The sequence below is a fragment of the Streptosporangium sp. OZ121 genome (genome assembly GCF_051918885.1).
Lineage (GTDB): Bacteria > Actinomycetota > Actinomycetes > Streptosporangiales > Streptosporangiaceae > Streptosporangium.
In genome coordinates this window covers 159,279-181,268 of the sequence record NZ_JBPXMC010000018.1, presented here as the reverse complement: position 1 = coordinate 181,268, position 21,990 = coordinate 159,279, and the positions used below count along the sequence as shown (strand labels likewise).

General features: G+C 71.0%; 16 protein-coding genes. 6 read left to right on the top strand and 10 right to left on the bottom strand.

Annotation, left to right across the window (positions count from 1 at the left end):
• The coding region (locus ACTOQ1_RS28280; protein ID WP_440071014.1) for a hypothetical protein at nucleotides 1–297 on the top strand (297 nt) is incomplete at its 5' end.
• A 182-nt stretch (nucleotides 298–479) separates the two neighbouring features.
• On the opposite strand, the gene ACTOQ1_RS28275 is transcribed toward ACTOQ1_RS28280, so the two are convergent.
• The 4 genes from ACTOQ1_RS28275 to ACTOQ1_RS28260 form a co-directional block, all read right to left on the bottom strand.
• Nucleotides 480–1,220, bottom strand: coding sequence for an RloB family protein (locus ACTOQ1_RS28275; protein WP_440071013.1), 741 nt, complete (start codon nucleotides 1,218–1,220; stop codon nucleotides 480–482).
• Nucleotides 1,221–1,330: 110 nt separating this feature from the next.
• A complete protein-coding gene (locus ACTOQ1_RS28270) occupies nucleotides 1,331–2,605 on the bottom strand; it encodes an AAA family ATPase (RefSeq protein WP_440071012.1) in 1,275 nt (424 codons plus the stop codon).
• 358 nt (nucleotides 2,606–2,963) lie between these two features.
• Entirely contained in the window at nucleotides 2,964–4,655 is a 1,692-nt protein-coding gene (locus tag ACTOQ1_RS28265; RefSeq protein ID WP_440071011.1) for a GMC oxidoreductase, read from the bottom strand.
• Between the two features lie 80 nt (nucleotides 4,656–4,735).
• Nucleotides 4,736–6,259 carry a succinic semialdehyde dehydrogenase gene (locus tag ACTOQ1_RS28260; protein ID WP_440071010.1) on the bottom strand — a complete coding sequence of 508 codons (1,524 nt, stop codon included), beginning with the start codon at nucleotides 6,257–6,259 and terminating at the stop codon, nucleotides 4,736–4,738.
• Nucleotides 6,260–6,405: 146 nt separating this feature from the next.
• Between ACTOQ1_RS28260 and ACTOQ1_RS28255 the strand changes: the two genes are divergently transcribed.
• Nucleotides 6,406–8,451 carry a beta-propeller domain-containing protein gene (locus tag ACTOQ1_RS28255; protein ID WP_440071009.1) on the top strand — a complete coding sequence of 682 codons (2,046 nt, stop codon included), beginning with the start codon at nucleotides 6,406–6,408 and terminating at the stop codon, nucleotides 8,449–8,451.
• Nucleotides 8,452–8,661: 210 nt separating this feature from the next.
• On the top strand, nucleotides 8,662–11,574 hold the full coding sequence (locus tag ACTOQ1_RS28250) for a M36 family metallopeptidase (RefSeq protein ID WP_440071008.1): 2,913 nt from the start codon (nucleotides 8,662–8,664) through the stop codon (nucleotides 11,572–11,574).
• A 190-nt stretch (nucleotides 11,575–11,764) separates the two neighbouring features.
• On the opposite strand, the gene ACTOQ1_RS28245 is transcribed toward ACTOQ1_RS28250, so the two are convergent.
• Nucleotides 11,765–13,507, bottom strand: coding sequence for a glycerol-3-phosphate dehydrogenase/oxidase (locus ACTOQ1_RS28245; protein ID WP_440071007.1), 1,743 nt, complete (start codon nucleotides 13,505–13,507; stop codon nucleotides 11,765–11,767).
• Between the two features lie 219 nt (nucleotides 13,508–13,726).
• Between ACTOQ1_RS28245 and nagA the strand changes: the two genes are divergently transcribed.
• The gene (gene nagA, locus ACTOQ1_RS28240; RefSeq protein WP_440071006.1) at nucleotides 13,727–14,863 is read left to right on the top strand and encodes an N-acetylglucosamine-6-phosphate deacetylase; all 1,137 of its coding nucleotides are present in this window, start codon (nucleotides 13,727–13,729) and stop codon (nucleotides 14,861–14,863) included.
• Nucleotides 14,864–14,882: 19 nt separating this feature from the next.
• Here nagA and ACTOQ1_RS28235 read toward each other — a convergent pair whose 3' ends face one another.
• The 3 genes from ACTOQ1_RS28235 to guaB form a co-directional block, all read right to left on the bottom strand.
• Entirely contained in the window at nucleotides 14,883–15,815 is a 933-nt protein-coding gene (locus ACTOQ1_RS28235) for a hypothetical protein (RefSeq protein WP_440071005.1), read from the bottom strand.
• A gap of 269 nt (nucleotides 15,816–16,084) precedes the next feature.
• On the bottom strand, nucleotides 16,085–17,203 hold the full coding sequence (locus ACTOQ1_RS28230; RefSeq protein WP_440071004.1) for a GuaB3 family IMP dehydrogenase-related protein: 1,119 nt from the start codon (nucleotides 17,201–17,203) through the stop codon (nucleotides 16,085–16,087).
• 155 nt (nucleotides 17,204–17,358) lie between these two features.
• Nucleotides 17,359–18,840, bottom strand: a complete 1,482-nt coding sequence (guaB, locus tag ACTOQ1_RS28225; RefSeq protein WP_440071003.1) for an IMP dehydrogenase — start codon at nucleotides 18,838–18,840, stop codon at nucleotides 17,359–17,361.
• A gap of 474 nt (nucleotides 18,841–19,314) precedes the next feature.
• Here guaB and ACTOQ1_RS28220 point away from each other — a divergent pair, with 474 nt between their 5' ends.
• Together ACTOQ1_RS28220 and ACTOQ1_RS28215 are read left to right on the top strand one after the other, a co-directional pair.
• A complete protein-coding gene (locus ACTOQ1_RS28220; RefSeq protein WP_440071002.1) occupies nucleotides 19,315–20,325 on the top strand; it encodes a LuxR C-terminal-related transcriptional regulator in 1,011 nt (336 codons plus the stop codon).
• 239 nt (nucleotides 20,326–20,564) lie between these two features.
• Nucleotides 20,565–20,942 carry a DUF5319 family protein gene (locus ACTOQ1_RS28215; RefSeq protein ID WP_326635634.1) on the top strand — a complete coding sequence of 126 codons (378 nt, stop codon included), beginning with the start codon at nucleotides 20,565–20,567 and terminating at the stop codon, nucleotides 20,940–20,942.
• Here ACTOQ1_RS28215 and ACTOQ1_RS28210 read toward each other — a convergent pair.
• Nucleotides 20,903–21,106 carry an anti-sigma-D factor RsdA gene (locus tag ACTOQ1_RS28210; protein ID WP_362678531.1) on the bottom strand — a complete coding sequence of 68 codons (204 nt, stop codon included), beginning with the start codon at nucleotides 21,104–21,106 and terminating at the stop codon, nucleotides 20,903–20,905. The two genes, ACTOQ1_RS28215 and ACTOQ1_RS28210, sit on opposite strands and share 40 nt — an antisense overlap.
• A gap of 82 nt (nucleotides 21,107–21,188) precedes the next feature.
• Nucleotides 21,189–21,827 (bottom strand): sigma-70 family RNA polymerase sigma factor, encoded by a 639-nt coding sequence (locus tag ACTOQ1_RS28205; RefSeq protein ID WP_329090055.1) that lies wholly within the window; start codon nucleotides 21,825–21,827, stop codon nucleotides 21,189–21,191.
• Between the last annotated feature and the right edge of the window lie 163 nt (nucleotides 21,828–21,990).

Here is a 21,990-nt window from a genome sequence, read left to right as displayed (position 1 = left end):
ACTACGAGTAGCAGACCATCGATAGGGTGCTGCTCGCCGCATAACAACCGGTGTCCACACTTCGGGGCGAGCCCCCCTGAACGACGCGGACGCCTGTACACCGACCTGGCACGAGCATGGTGGCAATGGGGCAAACCCGAACAGACCGCGACTGCCTTGTTGAACGCCTTCCGACAATCGGCCGACGAAGTCCGCGCCCGGCCCAGCATCCGCGCGATGGCGGTGACCCTGATCGACCAACATCCTCGGGTGGCCGGTGTGCAGACGCTGGCCGTCGCCATCGGCCATCGGCGCTGACCTGTGTGGCCTTTGTGTCCTGTTGAGTGAGAGCGAGGGTACGGCTGACATCCGGTTGCCAGCCCTATGGTCGGAACCCAGTCATGCCGCGCAGCCCTTGCCCCGCCACCCCCTCAGGTGATGCCGACGATGGGCAGCCGCAGGGCCCCGGGGGCGGCGGCACACTGGGATCCTGGTCGAGTTCACGACAAATCAACAATGAAGGGAGCCATCTCCGCCGGCGCGCCTTTGCCGGGCTTCCGCCCGTCGATACCCAGCGTGGCCAACAGCCGCCACACGTCGGTGGACGGATCACGCTGGAGGACCTGACACTCCAGGGCATGTCCGGAACGGGCCGCCCACGCTTGAGGAGACTCCGGTTCGGCCTTGAGGTCGACTGGCCCGATCTTCGCACGATCGGGCTCGCAGAACCCCTGAGCGCAGGAGGCCACCAGACTTCGGGCATGCGCCACCGCCTTGCCCTCCCGTCCTTTCAGGGCATCGCGCCGGGCGCCCTTGATGCTCTTCTCCCCCTTCCTGCCATAGTCCTTGAAGGCGTCCGCGCCCCTGGCCTGCCGCAGCTTCTCAACCACGATCTTGCCGCTGCCACTCTGTGCCCCTCCGAACATCTGGAAGTGCAGCAGTAACCACAGGTCGAACGACGGGTGCGAGAACGCGAGCTCGACCCTGGACTCGGCGGCGGCCTTGACCGCCTGTGGGATGTCATTCCACCGATCACGGTCGAAGAGCGCCCATGCCTCATCCTCACCCGCGACTTTCCGTACGGCTTCGACGATCCCCGAAGGCGTCCTTCCATCCCTGCGGGGGACGAGCTGGATTCGGAACGATTGCCGACCCTGACCTCCGCCGTCCCCGAACTGGTCGTTCAGGTAGTCCAGGTAGTCCGGTTCGGTGGATTCGCCCTCGCAGGCCACGTACAGCACCCGTACCTCACGCGAATGCGAGCCGAGTCTCGGAGCCAGCGGACGCTCGTCTTCCAGACTCCCGCGTCTTCTCCGCCTTCCCGGTTCCCGCTCTTTCCCCGCCCGCTTGCTCACGCCGTCGCCTTCGCCTCTTGCCTGGACAGTTCACGGACGATTTTTCCGGCGGTGACCCGAGGCACTCCGCCGTAGCGGCCACGTAGGTAACCGCGTTCCAGGTTCTCCTCCTTACGTGGCTTGGCCTCTGTCAGCGGGTACAGCTCGGTCTCTCCTGAGCGTTGCTTCACCGTGATCCACACCTGATCACGGTTGAGCGGCCTGTCGAGCACCTCGCTGCCCAGCAAGGTCGCGTCATGCGTCGTGAAGATCAGTTGTGCGCCGCGCGGGTTGGACGCGGGGTCCTGGAAGACCCGTACGACCTCGGCCGCGAGCGTGGGGTGCAGGCTCGAATCCAGCTCGTCCACCAGCAGGACCGATCCCTGATCCAGCACGGTGAGCATGGGCCCGAGAAAGGCGAACCAGGCATGGGTGCCCAGGGACTCTTCCGTGCGAAAGTCCAACGCCGTCTCTCCACCATTCGGTGTGCGATGCCACAATCTGATCTCGCCGGTCTCAGGGTCCGTATCAAGGCGGGTGACCCCCAAATCGGCCGACTGCAGCAACCGCGTGATCCGCTGGTGGTAGCTCTCCTCCTGATCCGAGCGCATGAGGAGCCGCTTGGTCCAGTCCACTCGGGCATTGAGATCTCTGCCCGGTGTCACCAGCCACAGGTTGTTGAGGAACCACCTGTGCACCGCCGACAGCTGGGGATCGTTGAGGGTCGCACCGACGGACAGGAACAGGGCGTTGGGGCGGGTCAACCTGACCAGCGGATCCCGTTCTCCCCTGAAGCCCTCTCCCCTGAAGACGAACTCCCCTCCCTCCGACTCAGGACGGCCCGCCTCCCGGTCGAACCAGACGTTGCGGCGGCCATGCGGGTATGAGTGAAGCCACTCCGCCTCCACCCGCTCATCCGACAGCTCGAAACCATAGGTGTAGCGGACGGGATCCCTCCCCAGGGCAAGATCCACCTCGAACAGGGTCGTCTCCTCGCGAGAGGCGGGATCGAGCTTGAAGGGCTGCCGGGGAACCACCTCCGGCGTCTTGGCCCAGTCGGCGAAAGAGTCTCGCACCGCGTCGCGCATGAGCTGGAAACCGCTGAGCAGGTTCGACTTCCCCGACGCGTTGGCTCCGAACACACCCGCTACGGGTTGCGCTGAAACATCTCGTCCCCGGTGTTTGAGGCCAGTCCTGCGTCCTGCACTCTCATCGAACTCAGTTGCGATCAGAGACAGCTCATACTCATTGCGGATGGACCGGTGGTTGGCCAGCCGGAAACGGATAAGCACCGTAGACCTCCTACCGAGACAGGGCTTTCCGCACTGTCATCTACATCTTGGTGCACAGAACCTGCACGTAACAGCCTATGACGCCCTCTCAACAGATGCCAGCACAGGATTACCATGTCCTCTGGAGCCTGGCCTGGTGGTATGAGGTTTGTAGCGATATGAGATCTCAGGACATATTCGGCCGCCGCGCCGGTCGGGCATCCGGACATTGACGGCAGCGGTGAAGGATCCCCGGCCATGGGGAGCGAAGGCGAGGACCGGGCCGGTGTGCCCCCTACCGTCCCGGACAGCACGACGCCCGTCGAAAGAGCGGCGACCTCGCCGTAATCGACCCCACGGCGGAACCCGGCGCCTCCCGTCAGGTGATCTCCACGATGGGCAGCCGCAGGGCCCCGGGAGCGGCGGCCGGGACGGCGGGGTTCTTGGGGGCGACGGGCGCGAGGCGTGCGTACGGGGAGCCCGGGGCGGGGCGCGGGTCCGGCTCGCCCCGGTTGGGCCACAGCGCCATCGCCCGCTCGGCCTGGGCGGTGATGGTGAGGGAGGGGTTGACGCCCGGGTTGGCGGAGACCGCGGAGCCGTCGACGACGTGCAGGCCCTCGTGGCCGTGGACGCGGTGGTAGGGGTCGATCACCCCGGTGTCGCGATCGGCGCCGATGACGCATCCGCCCAGGAAGTGGGCGGTGGCCGGGATGTCGAACAGGTCGAGCCAGGAGCCCGCGGGGATGCCGCCGACCTCCTCGGCCGCGTGCCGGACGAACTCGTGACCGGCGGGCAGCCAGGTGGGGTTGGGCTCGCCGTGGCCCCGTCCCGAGCGCAGCCTCAGGCCGAACGGCCCCCGGCGCGCGGACAGGGTGATCGAGTTGTCCTTCGCCTGCATGACCAGCGCGATGATGCCGCGTTCGGACCAGCGGCGGTGGTCGAACAGCCTCGCCACCCGGTGGGGCGCGCGCAGGGCCTCACCGAGGAACCTCAGCCAGCGCGGGGCGCCGCCGCCGTCGACGAGCAGGGTGCGGAGCATGCCCATCGCGTTGGAACCGTCTCCGTAGCGGACCGGCTCGATGTGTGTGCGGGCGTCGGGGTGGATCGAGGAGGTGATCGCCACCCCCCGGTTGAGCTTCTCCCCCTCGACCGACAGGCGCTCGAACCCGAGCAGCGCCTCGGAGTTGGTCCTGGTGAGGGTGCCCAGGCGGTCGGAGAGCCGGGGCAGCGTGCCCGCGGCCTTGAGCCGGTGCAGCAGGCGCTGGGTGCCGTATGTCCCCGCCGCGAAGACCACGTGCTCGGCGGTGAGCGCGCGGCGGCGCCAGGGCGCGCCCGTCCCGCGCGTCTCGACCCGGTAGCCGCCGTCCACCGGGACGACCGAGGTGACCGTGGTCTCGGAGAGGACCCTGGCCCCTGCCCTCTCCGCCAGGTAGAGGTAGTTCTTGATCAGCATGTTCTTGGCCCCGTGGCGGCAGCCCGTCATGCACTCGCCGCACTCGGTGCAGCCCCTGCGGCGCGGCCCCGCGCCGCCGAAGTAGGGGTCGTCCACCTCCACGCCCGGGGTGCCGAAGAAGACGCCGACCGGCGCCAGGTGGAAGGTGTCGCCCACGCCCATCCGCTCGGCGACCGCGCGCACCACCTCGTCGGCCGGGGTGACCGTCGGGTTGAGCGTCACGCCCAGCATGCGCGAGGCCTGGTCGTAGTACGGGGCCAGCTCGGCCTTCCAGTCGGTGATGGACGACCACTGGGCGTCCTGGAAGAACGCGCCCGGCGGCTCGTAGAGGGTGTTGGCGTAGACCAGGGAGCCCCCGCCGACCCCGGCGCCCGCCAGGACCATCACTCCGGTGCCCTTCTCGCCCCTGAGCACGTGGATGCGCTGGATGCCCTTCAGGCCCAGCGCCGGGGCCCACAGGAAGTCGCGGACCCGCCAGGAGGTCCTGGGGAGCGTGGTCTCGTCGAAGCGGCGTCCGGCCTCCAGGACGGCGACCCGGTAGCCCTTCTCCGTCAGCCGCAGCGCAGAGACGCTCCCGCCGAACCCCGATCCGATCACCAGCACGTCGTAGTCGAACACGGCGGCTCCCTTCGAACGACCTTCGCCAACCCCGGCGGCCCTCGGTGACCTCGACGACCTCCCGGCGGCCCCGGAGCCCCTCACTTCAGGTGGAGCGTCTTCATGACCTTGAAGGCGGTCGCGAGGGTGTCGGCGTACTTCTCGTACGCCATGCCGAGGATCGGCTCGAAGCCCAGCCAGGACGCCTGGCTGGAGACGGTCTGCCCCTCGGTGTACTTCAGCAGCCCCTCGGCCCCGTGGCGGCGGCCCAGGCCCGAGGACTTCATGCCGCCCATGGGCGCGTCGTAGGAGGCGTAGGCGGAGCCGTACCCCTCGTTGATGTTGACCGAGCCCGCCCTGATCCGGGAGGCCAGCGCCCGCCCGCGCGGCACGTCGCGGGTCCACACGGAGGCGTTGAGGCCGTACGCGGTGTCGTTGGCCCGCTCGACCGCCTCGTCGTCGTCGCCGAAGCGGTAGATCGCGACGACGGGGCCGAAGGTCTCGGCCCGGCACATGTCCATGCTCTCGTCGACGTCGGCCAGGACGGTGGGCTCGTAGAACAGCGGGCCGAGGTCGGGGCGGGCCCGCCCCCCGGCGAGGACCCGGGCGCCCTTCGCGACGGCGTCGTCCACGTGGGCGGCGACCGCCTCCAGCTGCCTCTGGGACGAGAGCGAGCCCATCTGCACGTTCCAGTCGAGCCCGGCGCCGAGCCTCATGTTCCCGACCTGCCGGACGAACCGCTCCAGGAAGGCGTCGTGCACGGAGTCGTGGACGTAGAGCCGCTCGACGGACAGGCACAGCTGCCCGGCGTTGGTGAAGCAGGCGCGCAGCGCGCCCTGGGTCGCCGCGTCCAGGTCGGCGTCGTCGAGCACGAGCATCGGGTTCTTGCCGCCGAGCTCCAGCGAGCAGCCGATCAGCCGCCGGGCCGCCTCCTCGGCGATCTTCCGGCCGGCCCGGGTGGAGCCGGTGAACGCCACGTAGTCGGCGCCGTCGAGCAGCGCCTCGCCCACCTCCGCGGGGTCGCCGAGGACGACCTGCCAGATCTCCCTGGGCATGCCGAGGGAGACCAGCAGGTCGATCGTCCACAGCGTGGACAGCGCGGTCTGGGTGTCGGGCTTGTGGACCACGGCGTTCCCGGCGAGCAGCGCGGGGACGGCGTCGGTGACGCCGAGCGAGAGGGGGTAGTTCCACGGCGAGATCAGGGCCACCGTCCCCCGGGGCTGGCGGGTCTCGACCGTCCTGGTGGCGACGGGCAGGATCCCGGCGCGCCTCCTCGGCTCCAGCAGGCCGGGGGCCCGCCGCGCGTGGTAGAGGGTGCAGCCGGCGACGTCGAGGACCTCCTCGAAGGCGTGCCTGCGGGCCTTGCCGGTCTCCCACTGGACCACGTCGAGGATCTCCTCGCGGCGGTCGAGGATGGCGTCGTGCAGCCGCAGGAAGGGCTCGGCACGCTCCCGCGCGGGCCGGGCCGCCCACGCCCGCTGTGCCTCCCGCGCCACGGCATGGGCGGAGCGGACGTCGTCGGCGGTGGAGACGGGCATCTCGGCGAGGACCTCGCCGGTGAACGGCGCCGTGATCTCCCGCGTCTTGCCGTCGGAGGTCACGTGCCGCACGACGCGTTCGATCATGCGGGGAGCGAGGACCCGTGTCATCTCGGCCCGTGTCATTTCAGGGGGAACGGCCATGTTCGCAGGGTAATCGTGGGAGGCGTGCCGTGGCTACCGGCGGGTAGCGAGGTGTTGAACCACGCGTCCTCCCGATCCGTCGTAGGGGCATGAGGACATCGATTCGTACGGCCGGCGCGGTCGCCCTCGCCGCCGCCCTGCTCGCCACGGCGTGCACCCCGACGGAGACGAGGACCGCCGCGGGCCGTACGACGGCGCCGGTCGATCTGGGGAACGTCAAGCTCGTCTCCTACGGCGGCTGCGACGACATGCTGGCCGGCCTGCGCGCGGCGACGGCGAGGAACGTCGGCCCCTGGGGCATCGGCGGCCCGGTCGTCATGTACGCGGAGACGACGGCGGACGCCGGCTCCGCCAAGCGCGCGTCCGGCGCGCCCGAGCACTCCACCACGAACACGCACGAGGCCGGGGTCGACGAGCCCGACCTGGTGAAGACCGACGGCGACCGGGTGATCACCGTGAACCGCGGCGTGCTGCGGGTGGTGGACACCGCGACCAGGAAGGTCACCGGCACGCTCAGGCTCGTGGACGCCGAGCAGGCGTGGGCCCCGGCCGACCTGCTGGTCAGCGGCGACCGGGCGCTGGTGCTGTTCTCCGGCGGCGGGATCATCCCGTACGGCGCGACGGCCAAGCGCGCGGCGAGCCCGGGACCGCGCTACGTCCTCGTCGACCTGTCGGGGAAGCCGGAGGTGATCGGCGCGCTCACCCCCGAAGGCGCCCACGTGGACGCCAGGATGGTCGGCTCGACCGTGCGGATCGTGGTCCGCAGCCAGCCGCGGATCGAGTTCCCCGACACCGGGACCCAAGGACTGTCGGACGACGAGCGCACCCGGCGCAACGCGGAGATCGTCGCCAGGGCGCCGATCGAGGCGTGGCTGCCGAAGTACGAGCTGACGTCCGCGGACGGCACGACCTCGGACCGCAAGGTCGACTGCGGGCAGGTCAGCCACCCCGCGGAGTACAGCGGGACGTCGATGCTGACCGTGCACAGCCTCGACCTGTCGCAGGCGCTCGCCGAGACGGCCCCGATCGGCGTCGCGGCCGACGGCGACACCGTCTACGGGACGGGCACCAGCCTGTACGTGGCCAGCAACCCGCACTGGTGGTGGCCCCGCCCGGTCGACCGGGTGATCGTCGAGGACGCCCCGGCGACACCGGCCGCCGAGCCCGCCCCGACCCTCCTCCCCGAACCGTCCACCACCCCGACGCCGACCGCGACACCGACCGCGACGGCGGCCCCGGAGCCGCCGCCGGAGGAGACCGAGATCCACCGGTTCGACATCACCGCGGCCGGGGCACCCCGCTACGTCGCCTCGGGCAAGGTCTCCGGCAGGCTGCTCAACCAGTACTCCCTGTCGGAGCACGAGGGGCACCTGCGGGTCGCCACCACCTCGACCGCCGCGCGGGACGCCTCGACCGGCTCCCCGGAAGCCGCGCCGGACACCTCCAGCGCCGTCTACGTGCTCGACGCCGGCACCCTGGCCAAGACCGGCGAGGTCGGCGGGCTCGGACAGGGCGAGCGGATCTACTCGGTCCGCTTCATCGGTCCCGTCGGCTACGTGGTGACGTTCAGGCAGGTGGACCCGCTCTACACGCTCGACCTGCGCGACCCGGCGGCACCGAGGATGACGGGCGAGCTGAAGATCACCGGCTACTCGGCGTACCTGCACCCGGCGGGCGACGGGCGGCTGATCGGCGTGGGCCAGGAGGCTAGCGAGCAGGGCCGCACGCTCGGCACCCAGGTCTCGCTGTTCGACGTCGGCGACCCGGCCAACCCCCGCCGCCTGTCCCAGATGTTCCAGAAGGACTCCGGCTCGGAGGCGGAGTGGGACCCGCACGCCTTCCTGTACTGGGCCAGGACGGGGATGGCGGTCATCCCGGTGAGCTCGTGGACGGGGACCGAGCAGAGCAACGGGACCGCCCTGGTCCTCAAGATCGATGATTCCGCGGTCACCAGGACCGGCACGATCACCCACCCCAGGCCCAAGCCCGCGGAGAACACCCGGGTGGCCTCGTACGACCCGGGCATCCGCCGCTCGGTCGTCATCGGCGACAGCCTGTGGACGGTCTCCGACCTCGGCCTCAAGGTCAGCGACATGAAGGACCTGGCCGACCAGGCCTGGATCCCCTTCTCCTGACCCCCTCGCGACCCGGCGAGCCCCAGAGCCCGCGCCCCCGGCCCGACCGCCGGGGGCGCAGCCGTTTGCACGGTCCAGACCGCCCTATAACACCGACATATACACCTTTACAAGATCTTGTCATGACACTTGAATCGGTGTTACCTCTTGCGCAACACACGTGATCCGCGTGTGCATGGCCGGCGACGGCCATCTTTCGCAGGAGGATCGGTGTCGACCAAACCCTGGTCACGCGTTACCGTCATCGCCGCCGCCACCGCGGCGCTCGTCATTCCCCTGCCGGGGGTCGCCCAGGGCGAACCCGGCGGCCGGCCCCCCAAGGTCCACGACTTCCAGGCCGAACACGGCGCCAAGCCCGACCTGGACAACCGGCGCGGCAGCGTCGCACCCCCCACCTCCCTCTCCAGGTCGGCGACGGCGAGCGCCGCGACGATCCGGTGGAACGCTCTCGGCACCCCGGCCGTCGTCACCGGCTCCGCCCCCCTCGCCGAGGGCCTGGACGCCGACCCCGAGCGGGCCGCGCGGGCCTACCTCAAGGCGAACGAGAGCCTCTTCGGCCTCTCCGGCGAGGCCGTGGACGCGCTGGAGAAGATCGCCGCCAACCCCATCGGCGACGGGTACGCCGTACTCCTGCGGCAGAGGTTCGGCGGCCTGCCCGCGGGCGTGGACGGTCAGGTCGTGGTCGGCGTGAAGGGCGGCAAGGTCCTCCACGTCACCTCGACCCTCTCGCGCTCCTCCGAGGCGCCTCCCGCCGCCAGGCTCACCGAGCAGCAGGCGCTGGAGATCGCGGCCAGGGACGGCGGGATCGACCTGGCCACGGCCACCGTCAAGAAGGCCACCGCCACGGCGGTGCCCGCGCCCGACGGGACGCACAACGCGTTCCAGATCACCCTGATCGGCGGCGGCGAGGGCGAGCCCGCCGCGTACACGACGCACGTGGACGCGGTCAGCGGCGAGATCCTGACCCGCGAGAACCTGGTGGACCACCACAGCGCGCCGGACGACCCCCGCTGGGAGGCGTTCCCGGCCAATCCGCCGGCCGACTACTCCTCCACCGACACCCGCGCGACGTGGTGCGCCACGGCCGGACCCGGCTGCGACCTGGTCGGGGCCGACCCGGCCACCGGCAAGGCGTGGGACGTCGACCACGCCACGGACACCCCGACGAACACGAGCGTCGGCAACGCCGCCAAGACCGTGGAGAACCGCGCCAGCGGCGACGCGTTCTCCGTCGGCACCCGCAGCAACGTGGCCACGCCGAACCGCGAGTACGTCTACCCGTGGACCAACAAGTGGTACACGGCCAAGTGCGACCCGGCCGTCCTCGACCAGCCCGGCGAGGCCGACCTCGAAGCCGCCATCTCCAACCTGCACGTCATGCACAACCGCATGCACGACTGGTCCTACCGGCTCGGCTTCACCGAGACCGCCTGGAACATGCAGAACGACAACGGCGAGCGCGGCGGCCTCGGCGGCGACCCCGAGCAGGGCAACGCCCAGGCGGGCGCCCGGGTGCTCAGCGTGCGCGACAACGCCAACCAGATCACCGGCCCCGACGGGATCGCGCCCATCACCAACATGTACATGTGGCAGCCGATCGCGGGCGCGTTCTACTCGCCCTGTGTGGACGGCGACTACGACATGTCGGTGATCGGGCACGAGTACACGCACGCGATCTCCGGCCGCATGATCGGCGGCCCGAACGCCGGGTGGAGCGGCGCCCAGGCCGGGGCGATGAACGAGAGCACCTCCGACCTGTTCGCGATGGAGTACCTCTCCGAGTACGGCTTCCGCCCCGCGGGCGACACCCCGTACGTCACCGGCGGCTACGTCACCGGCGACAAGAAGGCGGGCATCCGCAACTACGACATGTCCAAATCCCCGCTGAACTACAGCGACATCGCGTACGACATCGTCGGCCAGCAGGTGCACGCCGACGGTGAGATCTGGTCGGCGACCCAGTACGACGTGCGCAGGGCCTTCGTCCAGAAGTACGGCCAGGGCACCCCGGCCAAGCAGAAGGCGTGCGCCGACGGCAAGACCCCGCTCGGGGAGTGCCCCGGCAACCGCCGCTGGGCGCAGGTCTCCTTCGACGCGCTGCTGCTGATGGCCTCCGGCGCGGTCAGCTACGTCGACCACCGCGACGCGCTGCTCGCGGCCGACGCCATCCGCTTCGGCGGCGCGAACCAGGCCATCATGTGGCGCGCGTTCGCCGAGCACGGCCTCGGCGAGGGCGCGGCGAGCGCCGGGGCCAACGACCCCGACCCGACGCCGAGCTTCGTCGACCCGGCCGGCAAGAACGGGAAGATCCAGCTCAAGCCGCTGCTCGAGGCCAAGGACGCCGCGCTGCGGCTGTACGTCGGCGACTACGAGGGCCGCGTCGTGCCGGTGGCCGACACCGACCCGGCGACCGAGCTCGGCGACACCGTCGAGATGACCCCGGGGATCTACGACTTCGTGGTCGCGGGCAACGGGTTCGGGCACACCCGGGTGAAGTTCGCGGTGCTGCCCGGCCTGAAGCTGCCGCTGCCGCTCGCGATCCCGAAGAACCTCGCCTCGGCGGCGCTGGGCGCCACCGCGACCGGCGACGGCGTCAACCAGGCCAAGCTGATCGACGAGACGGAGGCCACGAACTGGGCCTCGCTCACCGGCCCGGTCAAGGGCAAGGCCGTCACCGTGGACCTGGCCGGGACCAAGCCGGAGAAGATCCGCCGCGTGCAGGTCAGCGCCATGCTCAGGCCCCCCGCCGCCACCGACCCGGCCGACCCCGGCACCCAGAACCGCTTCAGCGCCCTGCGCGCCTTCGAGGTCCTGGCCTGCGACGCCACCAGGAAGGACTGCTCCTCGCCCGCGTCCTTCTCGGTCGTCTACACCAGCCCGCCCAACGCCTTCGACACGCGCAGGCCGCGTCCTCGCGGCGCCGACCTGCTCATCGAGTCCTTCAAGATCCCCACGACCACCGCGACCCACCTGACCCTGCGGGCCATCTCCACCCAGTGCACCGGCAACCCGGTCTACGCCGGCGAGCAGGACGCCGACCCCAACTCCGCCACCGACTGCGCCACCGCCAGCCCCGCCAGGGACCACCTGCGCGCGGCCGAGTTCCAGGCCTTCACCCGCTAGTCCTCCCGGAGTCTCCTGCCGGCCTCTCCCGAGGGGCCGGCAGGCCCTCCGGACACCCGCCCAGCCCCTCCGGAGCCCGTCAGTCCCTCCGGAGGAGTCCCCGGGTCCCGAGTCTCTCGGGGCCCGGGGACCTTTCCGTTCCGGGGCCTTCCGTTTTCCGGCGCGTTCCGCTTCCGGCTCCCGAAGGGGGCTAGACCGGGTTCGTCTCGGGACTGGCCACCGGCACGATCTCCGGGGCGCCCAGGCGGATGGCGTCGGCCTCCTGGTCGGTGTCCTGCTCCTGGGAGAGGCGCTCGGACTCGACGCGCTTGGTGTAGTACTCCACCTCGCGCTTGATCTGCTCGGCGTCCCAGCCCAGCGGCTCGGCGAGCAGCTGGGCCGTCTCCTCGACCACGCCCACCCCGCGGTGGAAGGTCTCGATCGAGATGTGCGTACGCCGGGTCAGCACGTCGTTCACGTGCCGGGCGCCCTCGTGGGTCGCCGCGTAGACCACCTCCGCCCGGAGGTAGTCGTCGGCCCCCGTCAGCGGCTTGGCCAGCGACGGGTCCCGCTCGATCAGCGCCAGCACCTCGTCGATCATCGACCCGTACCGCTGGAGCAGGTGCTCGATCCTGGCCACGTGCAGCCCGGAGGACTGGGCCAGCCGCTGCCGGGAGTTCCACATCGCCTGGTAGCCCTCGGCTCCGACCAGCGGGACCCGGTCGGTGCAGGAGGGCGGGACCCGCTGGTCAAGGCCGTGCGCCACGGCGTCGACCGCGTCCTTCGCCATAACACGATATGTCGTGTATTTTCCGCCGGCCACCATGACCAGGCCCGGGACGGGGTGGGCCACCACGTGCTCGCGGGAGAGCTTGGACGTCTCCTCCGACTCCCCCGACAGCAGCGGGCGCAGCCCGGCGTAGACGCCCTCGACGTCCTCGCGGGTGAGCGGGACCGAGAGCACCTCGTTCACATGGTCGAGGACGTAGTCGATGTCCGACCGCGACGCCGCCGGATGGGCCCGGTCCAGCTTCCACGCGGTGTCGGTGGTGCCGATGATCCAGTGACGACCCCAGGGGATGACGAACAGCACCGACTTCTCGGTGCGCAGGATGATCCCGGTGAGCGAGTGGATCCGGTCGCGCGGCACCACCAGATGGATCCCCTTGGAGGCGCGCACGTGGATCTGCCCGCGCCCGCCGACCATCTCCTGGACGTCGTCCGTCCACACCCCGGTGGCGTTGACCACCTGGCGGGCCCGCACCTCAAGCTCCCTGCCGCCCTCCAGGTCGCGCACCCGGACACCGGTGACCCGCTCCCCCTCGCGCAGGAAACCCACCACCTGCGCCCGCGAGGCGACGTTGGCCCCGTACATGGCCGCCGTCCGCAGCGTGGTCATCACATGGCGGGCGTCGTCGACCTGGGCGTCCCAGTACTGCACCGCGCCGGAGAACGCCGTCTTGCGCAGCGCGGGCGCGAGCCGCAGCGCCCTCGTACGCGACAGGTGCCTGTGGCCCGGCACGCCCCGGGCGAGCCCGGTGGAGAAACCCATCGTGTCGTACAGCACCAGGCCGGCGCCGACATAGGGCCGCTCCCAGCCGAAATGCGTCAGCGGGAACAGGAACGGCACCGGCCGCACCAGGTGCGGGGCGATCCGCTGCAGCAGCAGGGCCCGCTCCTGGAGCGCCTCCCTGACCAGGTCGAAGTTGAGCTGTTCCAGATAGCGCAGGCCGCCGTGGATCAGCTTGGACGACCTGGACGAGGTGCCCGAGGCGAAGTCACGCGCCTCCAGCAGCCCGACGGACAGGCCCCGGGTCACCGCGTCCAGCGCGACTCCCGCTCCGACGACCCCGCCTCCGATCACCACCACGTCGAGTTCCTCGGCGCTCATCTGCGCCAGTGCGGCGGACCGCTCGGCAGGACCGAGCCGTCCGGTGCCCATTCGCGCCGTCATGTGCAACCCCCTGGGGTGCGGCTTGTCGCCTTACGTGAGGTATCTACCCATCTACCCTAGGCACCATTACCGACCGGTAGGCAACGGCGGCGGTGACGCGCCACCGCGCCCTCCAGGCCCCGCCCGTGGCGTGTGACCGGGCGCGCACGCCCCGGAGCGTACGGTCACCGCTGGAGTGCCGGGAGCCGGTTCTCCCGAGGACCCGCGAGGATGGGGAGCATGAGCATCACACTCGCCGACGCCCGCGTCGTGACCCCCGAAGGTGTCCACGAAGGCTGGCTCACCATCGAAGACGGCCGCATCACCTACGTGGGCCAGGGCTCGGCCCCCGGCGCAGGGCTCGGTCTCGGCGGCCGGTACGTCGTGCCGGGCTTCGTCGACATCCACAACCACGGCGGGGCGGGCGGTTCCTTCCCCACCGGCGACCCGGATCAGGCGAGCCGGGCCGTCGACCTGCACGCCCGCCACGGCACCACCACGCTCATGGCCAGCCTGGTCACCGCGTCCCCCGAGGACCTGGCCAGGGCCGCCTCCTCCCTCGCCGACCTGTGCGAGGACGGGCTGCTGGCCGGGATCCACTTCGAGGGCCCCTACATCTCCGCCGCCCGCTGCGGGGCGCACAACCCGGCGCTGCTGCGCGAGCCCTCGCCCGGGGAGCTCAGAACGCTGCTCAAGGCCGGACGCGGCCACGTGCGGATGATCACCATCGCCGCCGAGCTGCCCGGCGCGCTGGACACCGTACGGGAGGCGGTGGCAGGCGGCGTGATCGCCGCTCTCGGCCACAGCGACGCCACCTACGAACAGACGATCTCCGGCATCGAGGCGGGCGGCAGCGTCGCGACCCACCTCTACAACGCGATGCCGCCGCTGCACCACCGCGACCCCGGGCCGATCGCCGCGCTGCTCCAGGACGAGCGCGTCACGGTCGAGCTGATCAACGACGGCGTGCACCTGCACCCGGCCATGACGCGCCTGGCCTTCGAGGTCGCGGGTCCCGGCAGGACCGCGCTGATCACCGACGCCATGGCGGCGGCGGGCATGGGCGACGGCGTCTACGGGCTCGGCCCGATGACGGTGAACGTCGCGGACGGGGTGGCCCGCCTGGCCGAGAGCGGCACCATCGCGGGCAGCACCCTGACCATGGACGTCGCGTTCCGGCGCGCCGTGCGCGAGGTGGGCCTGTCACTGGCCGAGGCGTCCGAGATCGCCTCCCTGACCCCGGCGCGGGTGCTCGGTCTCGCCGACCGCCTGGGATCCGTCTCGGTCGGCAAGCGGGCCGACCTGGTGGTGCTCACCGACGACCTGGAGGTCTCCGGCGTCATGCGCGGCGGCGCCTGGATCACCGAGCCCCGCTGAACCCCTGGATCCGGGCGGCTCAGGACCAGTCCCAGCGGATGCCGACCAGGCCGGGTTCCAGCGACCCGGCCACCAGGTGCACGGCGTTGTGGGCGTTGAGGGAGAGCTCGCCGAGATCCTCCTCCCCGGTGCCGGAGCCCTGCCGGGCGAACCGCTGGACGCGCACCGGGAGGGCCTCCGGCGCGAAGTTCACCCGGAGCACGTACTGCCCGGCCGGGTGCCGGAAGCCCCGCTCGTACTCGACGGTCTCCACGCCGCTCGGGTCGGCCAGCTCGTAGCGGATGATCTGCGTCTCGCCGGGCCGCAGCATCTGGTCGAACAACAGTTCCGCCACGACCAGGGCGGTCGGCCCGTCGCGGCGCACCCGGCCGACCCGGCAGTCCTCCAGGGCCCGGACGCGCACGCGCTCCACGTCGCATCCCAGGTCACCGCGGTAGACCATGATGTAGCGGTCGGTGGCCTCCTCGTGCGCCTGCACCACCTGGAGCGTCTCGCGCCGCGCGGTGCTGCGGTCGGGACCGATCTGCAGCGTCTCGTACATCCCGGCGATGTGCAGGCGCCGGTCGTCGGCCACCCCGTTCAGATCGTGGATCATCGCCGACAGCGTCTGGGAGGACTCCATGATCGCGGAGTAGGGCAGGGCGCCCACCGGCAGCTTCCCCGCGTCCCGCCCGCGAGGCCTGGGCGGGCCGAGAAGGGCCATGAGGGAGCGCGGCGGCAGGACGAGGATCTCCTCCAGGGCGCGCACGGCGCGCAGCGACTCGGGGCGCTCAGGGCGGCGCAGCCCCTGTTGCCAGTAGCTCAGGCTCGTCATCCCGACCCGGAGGCCGCGTTCGCCGAGATGCCGGCGAAGCCCGGTCAGCGTCAGCCCGCGGGTCTCCACCGCGGCGCGTAGCGCGACGTGGAAGGGCCCCTCCTTGAGGGCGACCCGGAGCTCCCGATCAGTTGGCACGTACGAATGCTCACAGATTTCTTCAAGCGCGTCATTTCGGTTATCGGCGGCACGGGAGACGGCGAGCACCCGGACTCGCGGGAGGGCGGCCCGGACTCGCGGGAGGGCGGCCCGGACTCGCGGGAGGGCGGCCCGGACTCGCGGGAGGGCGGCCCGGACTCGCGGGAGGGCGGCCCGGACTCGCGGGAGGGCGGCCCGGACTCGCGGGAGGGCGGCCCGGACTCGCGGGAGGGCGGCCCGGATGAGGTTCCGCCCCGCCCCGCGAGATGTCAGCCGATCTGCGGAGCCACGACGACCTCGACCCGCTGGAACTCCTTGAGGTCGGAGTATCCGGCGGTGGCCATCGTGCGCCTGAGCGCGCCCATCAGGTTCATCGAGCCGTCGGCGACCGAGGAGGGGCCGTGCAGGATCTGCTCCAGCGTGCCGACCGTGCCGAACTCGACCCGCTTGCCCCTGGGCAGCTCGGGGTGCTGCGCCTCGGAGCCCCAGTGGAAGCCCTGGCCGGGAGCCTCGACGGCCCGCGCCAGCGGCGAGCCGACCATGACCGCGTCCGCGCCCACGGCGATCGCCTTGGCGATGTCGCCGGAGGTGCCCATGCCGCCGTCGGCGATGACGTGGACGTAACGGCCGCCGGACTCGTCCATGTAGTCGCGGCGGGCGGCGGCCACGTCGGAGATCGCGGTGGCCATCGGCACCACCACGCCCAGCACCGTGCGGGTGGTGTGCGAGGCGCCGCCGCCGAAGCCGACGAGCACCCCGGCCGCGCCGGTCCGCATCAGGTGCAGCGCCGCGGTGTAGGTGGCGCACCCCCCGACGACCACGGGGACGTCGAGCTCGTAGATGAACTGCTTGAGGTTGAGCGGCTCGGCCCTGCCGGAGACGTGCTCGGCGGAGACCGTGGTGCCGCGGATCACGAAGATGTCCACGCCCGCGTCGATGACGGCCTTGTGGTACTGGACCGTGCGCTGCGGGGACAGCCGGACGGCCGTCGCCACCCCGGCGGCGCGGATCTCCTCGATGCGGCGGCCGATCAGCTCCTCCTTGATCGGCGCGTCGTAGATCTCCTGCAGCCGCTTCGTGGCGGGCTCGCCCTTGAGCTCGGCCACCTCCTCCAGCAGCGGCATCGGGTCGTCGTACCGGGTCCACAGCCCCTCGAGGTCGAGCACGGCGAGACCGCCGAGCCTGCCGACCTCGATGGCGGTCTTCGGCGAGACCACGCTGTCCATCGGGCTCACCACGACGGGCAGCTCGAAGCGGTAGGCGTCGATCTGCCAGGCGATCGAGACCTCCTCCGGGTCGCGGGTGCGACGGGACGGAACGATGCCGATCTCGTCGAGCGCGTAGGCACGACGGCCGTTCTTGCCGCGGCCGATCTCCACCTGAGTCATATGTCTGTCTTTCCCGTTCCGTGCGTGCACAGCGCACGCCGCGTTCCATGCGTGCGCCATGCACGCCGCGTTCCATGCGGTACGGCCGTGCGCGCGGCGTCCCGTGCGTGCACGGCGCACGCCACGTTCGCCCGCGCGCCCGGCGCGGGCCCGCCCTAGCGACCGTGGTAGTTGGGAGCCTCGACCGTCATCTGGATGTCGTGCGGGTGACTCTCCTTGAGGCCTGCCGCCGTGATCGGCATCAGCTCGCACCGCACGTGCATGTCGGCGACCGTACGGCACCCGGAGTACCACATGCCCTGGCGCAGGCCGCCGATGAGCTGGTGGGCCACCGCGGCGACCGGGCCGCGGTAGGGAACCTGCCCCTCGATGCCCTCGGGGATGAACTTGTCCTCGTTGCCGACGTCGCCCTGGGCGTAGCGGTCCTTGCTGAAGGAGGCGCCGCCGCGCTCGCGGTTGCGGACCGCGCCGAGCGAGCCCATGCCCCGGTACGACTTGAACTGCTTGCCGTTGATGAAGATCAGCTCACCCGGGGACTCCTCGCAGCCCGCCAGGAGGGAGCCGAGCATGACCGTGTCGGCCCCGGCCGCGATGGCCTTGACGATGTCGCCCGAATACTGCAGGCCGCCGTCGCCGATCACCGGGACCCCGGCGGGACCGGCGGCCAGCGAGGCCTCGTGGATCGCCGTCACCTGCGGGGCGCCGACACCGGCGACCACGCGGGTGGTGCAGATGGAGCCGGGCCCGACACCGACCTTGACCGCGTCGACCCCGGCGTCGACCAGCATCTGGGCGCCCGCGCGGGTGGCGATGTTGCCGCCGATCACGTCGACCCGGCTGTTGGACTTGATCTTGGCGATCATGTCGGCGAGGCCCTTGGAGTGGCCGTGCGCGACGTCCACCACGATCACGTCGACCCCGGCCTCGATCAGCGCGATCGCCCGCTTCTCCGCGTCGCCGCCGACGCCGACGGCCGCCCCCACGACGAGCCGGCCGTCGGCGTCCTTGGTGGCGAGAGGATACTGCTCGCTCTTGGTGAAGTCCTTGACGGTGATGAGCCCGCGCAGCCGCCCCCCGGCGTCGACCAGCGGAAGCTTCTCGATCTTGTTCTGCTTGAGCAGGGCGAACGCGTCGTCGGTGGAGACCCCGACCGGCGCGGTGACCAGCGGCATCGGGGTCATGACCTCGCGCACCGGACGGTTCTCGTCGGTCTCGAAGCGCATGTCACGGTTGGTGACGATGCCGACGAGCACGCCGGTCTCGTCGGTCACCGGGACGCCGGAGATCCGGTACGTCGCGCAGAGGCGCTCGACGTCGGCCAGCGTCTCGTCCGGGGAGCAGGTGACCGGGTTGGTGACCATCCCGGCCTCGGAGCGCTTGACGAGGTCGGCCTGCTGGGCCTGGTCCTCGATCGACAGGTTGCGGTGCAGGACGCCGATGCCGCCCTGGCGTGCCATCGCCACCGCCATGCGGGCCTCGGTCACCGTGTCCATCGCCGCGGAGACCAGCGGGATCCGCAGGGTGATGCCCCGCGACAGCCGCGTGGTGGTGTCGGCCTGCCCCGGCTGCAGGTCCGAATACGCGGGAACGAGGAGCACGTCGTCGAACGTGAGCCCCGGCTCGGTGAACTTGGCCATCTGAGATCCTCCTGCCGCGGCGCTCTCATGACGGGGAAAGGCGCCGACCCCCGGGTCACAGTTTAGAGTCTGGCGCCAAAGCCGGTGGACCCGGGGGAAAAGGCGGGGCGCGGAGGCCCCTGGGAGAGACGGGCCCCGGGGGGCCCGGAGGAAGGACGGGCCCCCGGAGGACCCGGGAAAAGCGGGGGACCGAGCGGTCGGTGACCCGCTCGGTCCCCCGGATCACCGGCATCGGCGCGGAGATGCCTTGACGCCAACCGAACCCCCCTCCGCATCCGGCTGGCAGCGTGATCCGCGCCTTCTGCCGACGCTGCGTCAAGAGTGCGTCACGATGCGTTCGTCTCGCAATGTCCAAACGTGCAATTGCACGAAGCTGCACACCACGGCATGCCAGTAGGAGCAACGCCCGGACAGGGACGATTCGCCGAGTTATCCTCGCCAGACCCTCGTGTCACTTGCAGGAGTCCCTCGCCGATGAGTACCGACACACCCACACTGCCCGACCCGCTGGAGAGCCTGGGGCTCACTCCGGCCCAGACGGCCCTGTACAACGCGGTCCTGCGCCTGCACCGCGCCACCTGCGCCGAGCTCGCCCAGGCCACCAACCGCTCGCCCGAGCCGCTCGGCCGCGAGCTGGCCACCCTGGTACGGCTGGGCGTGGTCGACGAGCAGGGGGGCGAGTACCTGGCCCGCCACCCGGCCGCGGCCCTCGGCCATCTGATCGCGGAGAGGCTGGACCGGCTGGCCGCCGAGAGCCGCCGGATCGACACCGTGCTCGGCTCGATCCGCGGCTTCATCCACCAGTACGACGCCGGCCGCGACTACCAGACCGGCCAGTTCTCCGTGGACCTGGTCGGAGGCGCCGACGAGCTCTACGAGAGCGTGATCGGCATGGCGGTCCAGGCCCCGCCGCTGAGACTGCTGTCGAGCATTCCCGACCGGCGGACGATGAGCGACTTCGCGCACCGCTACGCCGACCAGTGGATCGGCGCCCAGCGCACCGGCCTGCTCGCCTGCCGGGTCACCATCCCGGTCCACACCCTGGAGATCCCCGGCCTGCGCGACAAGCTGGACCAGTTCGAGCAGGCGGGGGCCGAGGTGCGCACCCTCGACGCGGTGCCCAGCTGGTTCCTCGTCGCGGGGGACGACGCCGCGGGCATGCCCGCCCAGTGGGGTGGCGCGCTCGCCGAGAACGCCTACAACTTCCACCTGGTCAGGGCTCCGGTCGTGGTGGCCGCGCTGCGCTCGCTCTTCGAGGAGCTGTGGGCCCGCGGGGCCCGCCTGCCCGGGACCCACCGCGACGACGGGGTGGTCCGGGTGCTGCGGCTGGCCGGCCAGGGCGTCCCCGACGAGATGATCGCCCGGCAGCTGGGCGTCTCGGTCCGCACGGTGCGCGCCAGGTTCGCCGACGCCATGGCCGAGCTGGGGGCGCAGTCCCGGTTCCAGGCGGGGGTGGAGGCCTCCCGGCGCGGCTGGCTCGTCTAGTGCCCCTCGGGCGCCGGAGGCCCGGGGCGACAGGGACCGGAGCGTCACGGCACCGGGGCGACAGGGGCCCGGGCACACCGGGTCCAGGCCCCCGCACCGCCGGAATCTCCGCCTCCCCCACGCCGGGAATCCTTCGCGTGCCGGTGCCGCCGGGCCTCTGACCTGCCCGTGCCGCCCCGGAGCGTCCTACTCGTGCAGTTCGGAACCTGTCTGTCACATCCAGGCCATAAGGTGGGATCGTGCTCGACGATGTCCCTCGCGACCCGTTCGCGGATGACCCCGACGACCCGGCGGCGGCGCTGGGCGATCCCGACGATCCCGAGCCGCTGACGACGGACGAGCGTGACGAGGCCATGACCGACCTCGCCGACGTGGAGGTCTTCCGCTCGTTGCTGGAGCCTCAGGGGGTGCTCGGCCTGGTGCTCGACTGCCCCGAATGCGGGGAGCAGCACTACTTCGACTGGGAGCTGCTGCGCGGCAACCTGCGCCAGATGATCGAGAACGGCCAGCCCCAGGTGCACGAGCCCGCCTACCAGCCCAACCCCACCGACTACGTGAGCTGGGAATACGCCCGTGGTTACGTGGACGGCGTGATCGACACCGAGGAACACCGCTGATCCACGTCGTCGATCAGGGCCGCCAGCAGGGCGACCGCGGCGTCTGAGCCGGAGACGGGCCTCCTGCCGGAGAGCGCCTCCAGGAGTTCGTCGGTCTCGGCGACCGCCGGGTCCTCGTCCGGCCCGTATCTCCGAGCCGGACGTCGCGGGTGAACCGTTGTCATGATCGTTCTCGCTCCGGGTCGTCGCGAGCCCCGCCCCGCGGTTCGGGCCTCCGCTCGCGCCCCCTGCTCGACAGCTCCGCGGTCAAGCTATCGACTCCAGCTCCGCCATCGCTCGTAGCCGGGCCAGCGCCCTGTGCTGGGCCACACGAACCGCCCCTGGTGACATGCCAAGTACATTACCGGTCTCCTCGGCGGAAAGGCCCGACACCACTCGAAGCATGAGCAGCTCGCGCTGGTTGTCCGGCAGCCTCGACAGCAGCCGGCGGGCGTGTTCGGCCTCGATGTAACGCACCACGGTCTCCTCCGGCCCCGGACCCTCGTCGGGCCCGTCAGGAAGGTCCTGGGTGGGCACGGCGGATCGTACGGAGCTGCGCAGCGCGTCGGCCACCTTGTGAGACGCGATGCCGAAGACGAAGGACGCGAACGGGCGTCCCATGTCACGGTAGCGGGGCAGTGCGGACAGCACCGCTATGCATACTTCCTGGGCCACGTCGTCCGCGATGTGATACTGACCGGAAACCCGGCCCAGACGACCACGGCAATATCGGACGACCATCGGCCGCAGTTGCGCGATCAGAGATTCGATCGCGGTGCGATCCCCCTGAACGGCGAGGCTCGTCAGATCCTTGAGATCATCCCTGTGGGCGACCCCATCAGACCTCGTCGCAAGCCTCACCCCATTTTTGGCGTCGGCGACGCATCCCTCGGTCACGTTAGGCATGATGCCCGCCCTGGTAGTGACTGTCGTCATCGCAAACGGCTACGGATTGGTCACATTGAGGCGGAGATAACGGCGCGTAATCGAACGGCGACTGCAACGACTACAGAATGTGCAAATATTTCATTCGATTGCCAAATACGTCGACTATTCGTTAGAACCGCGT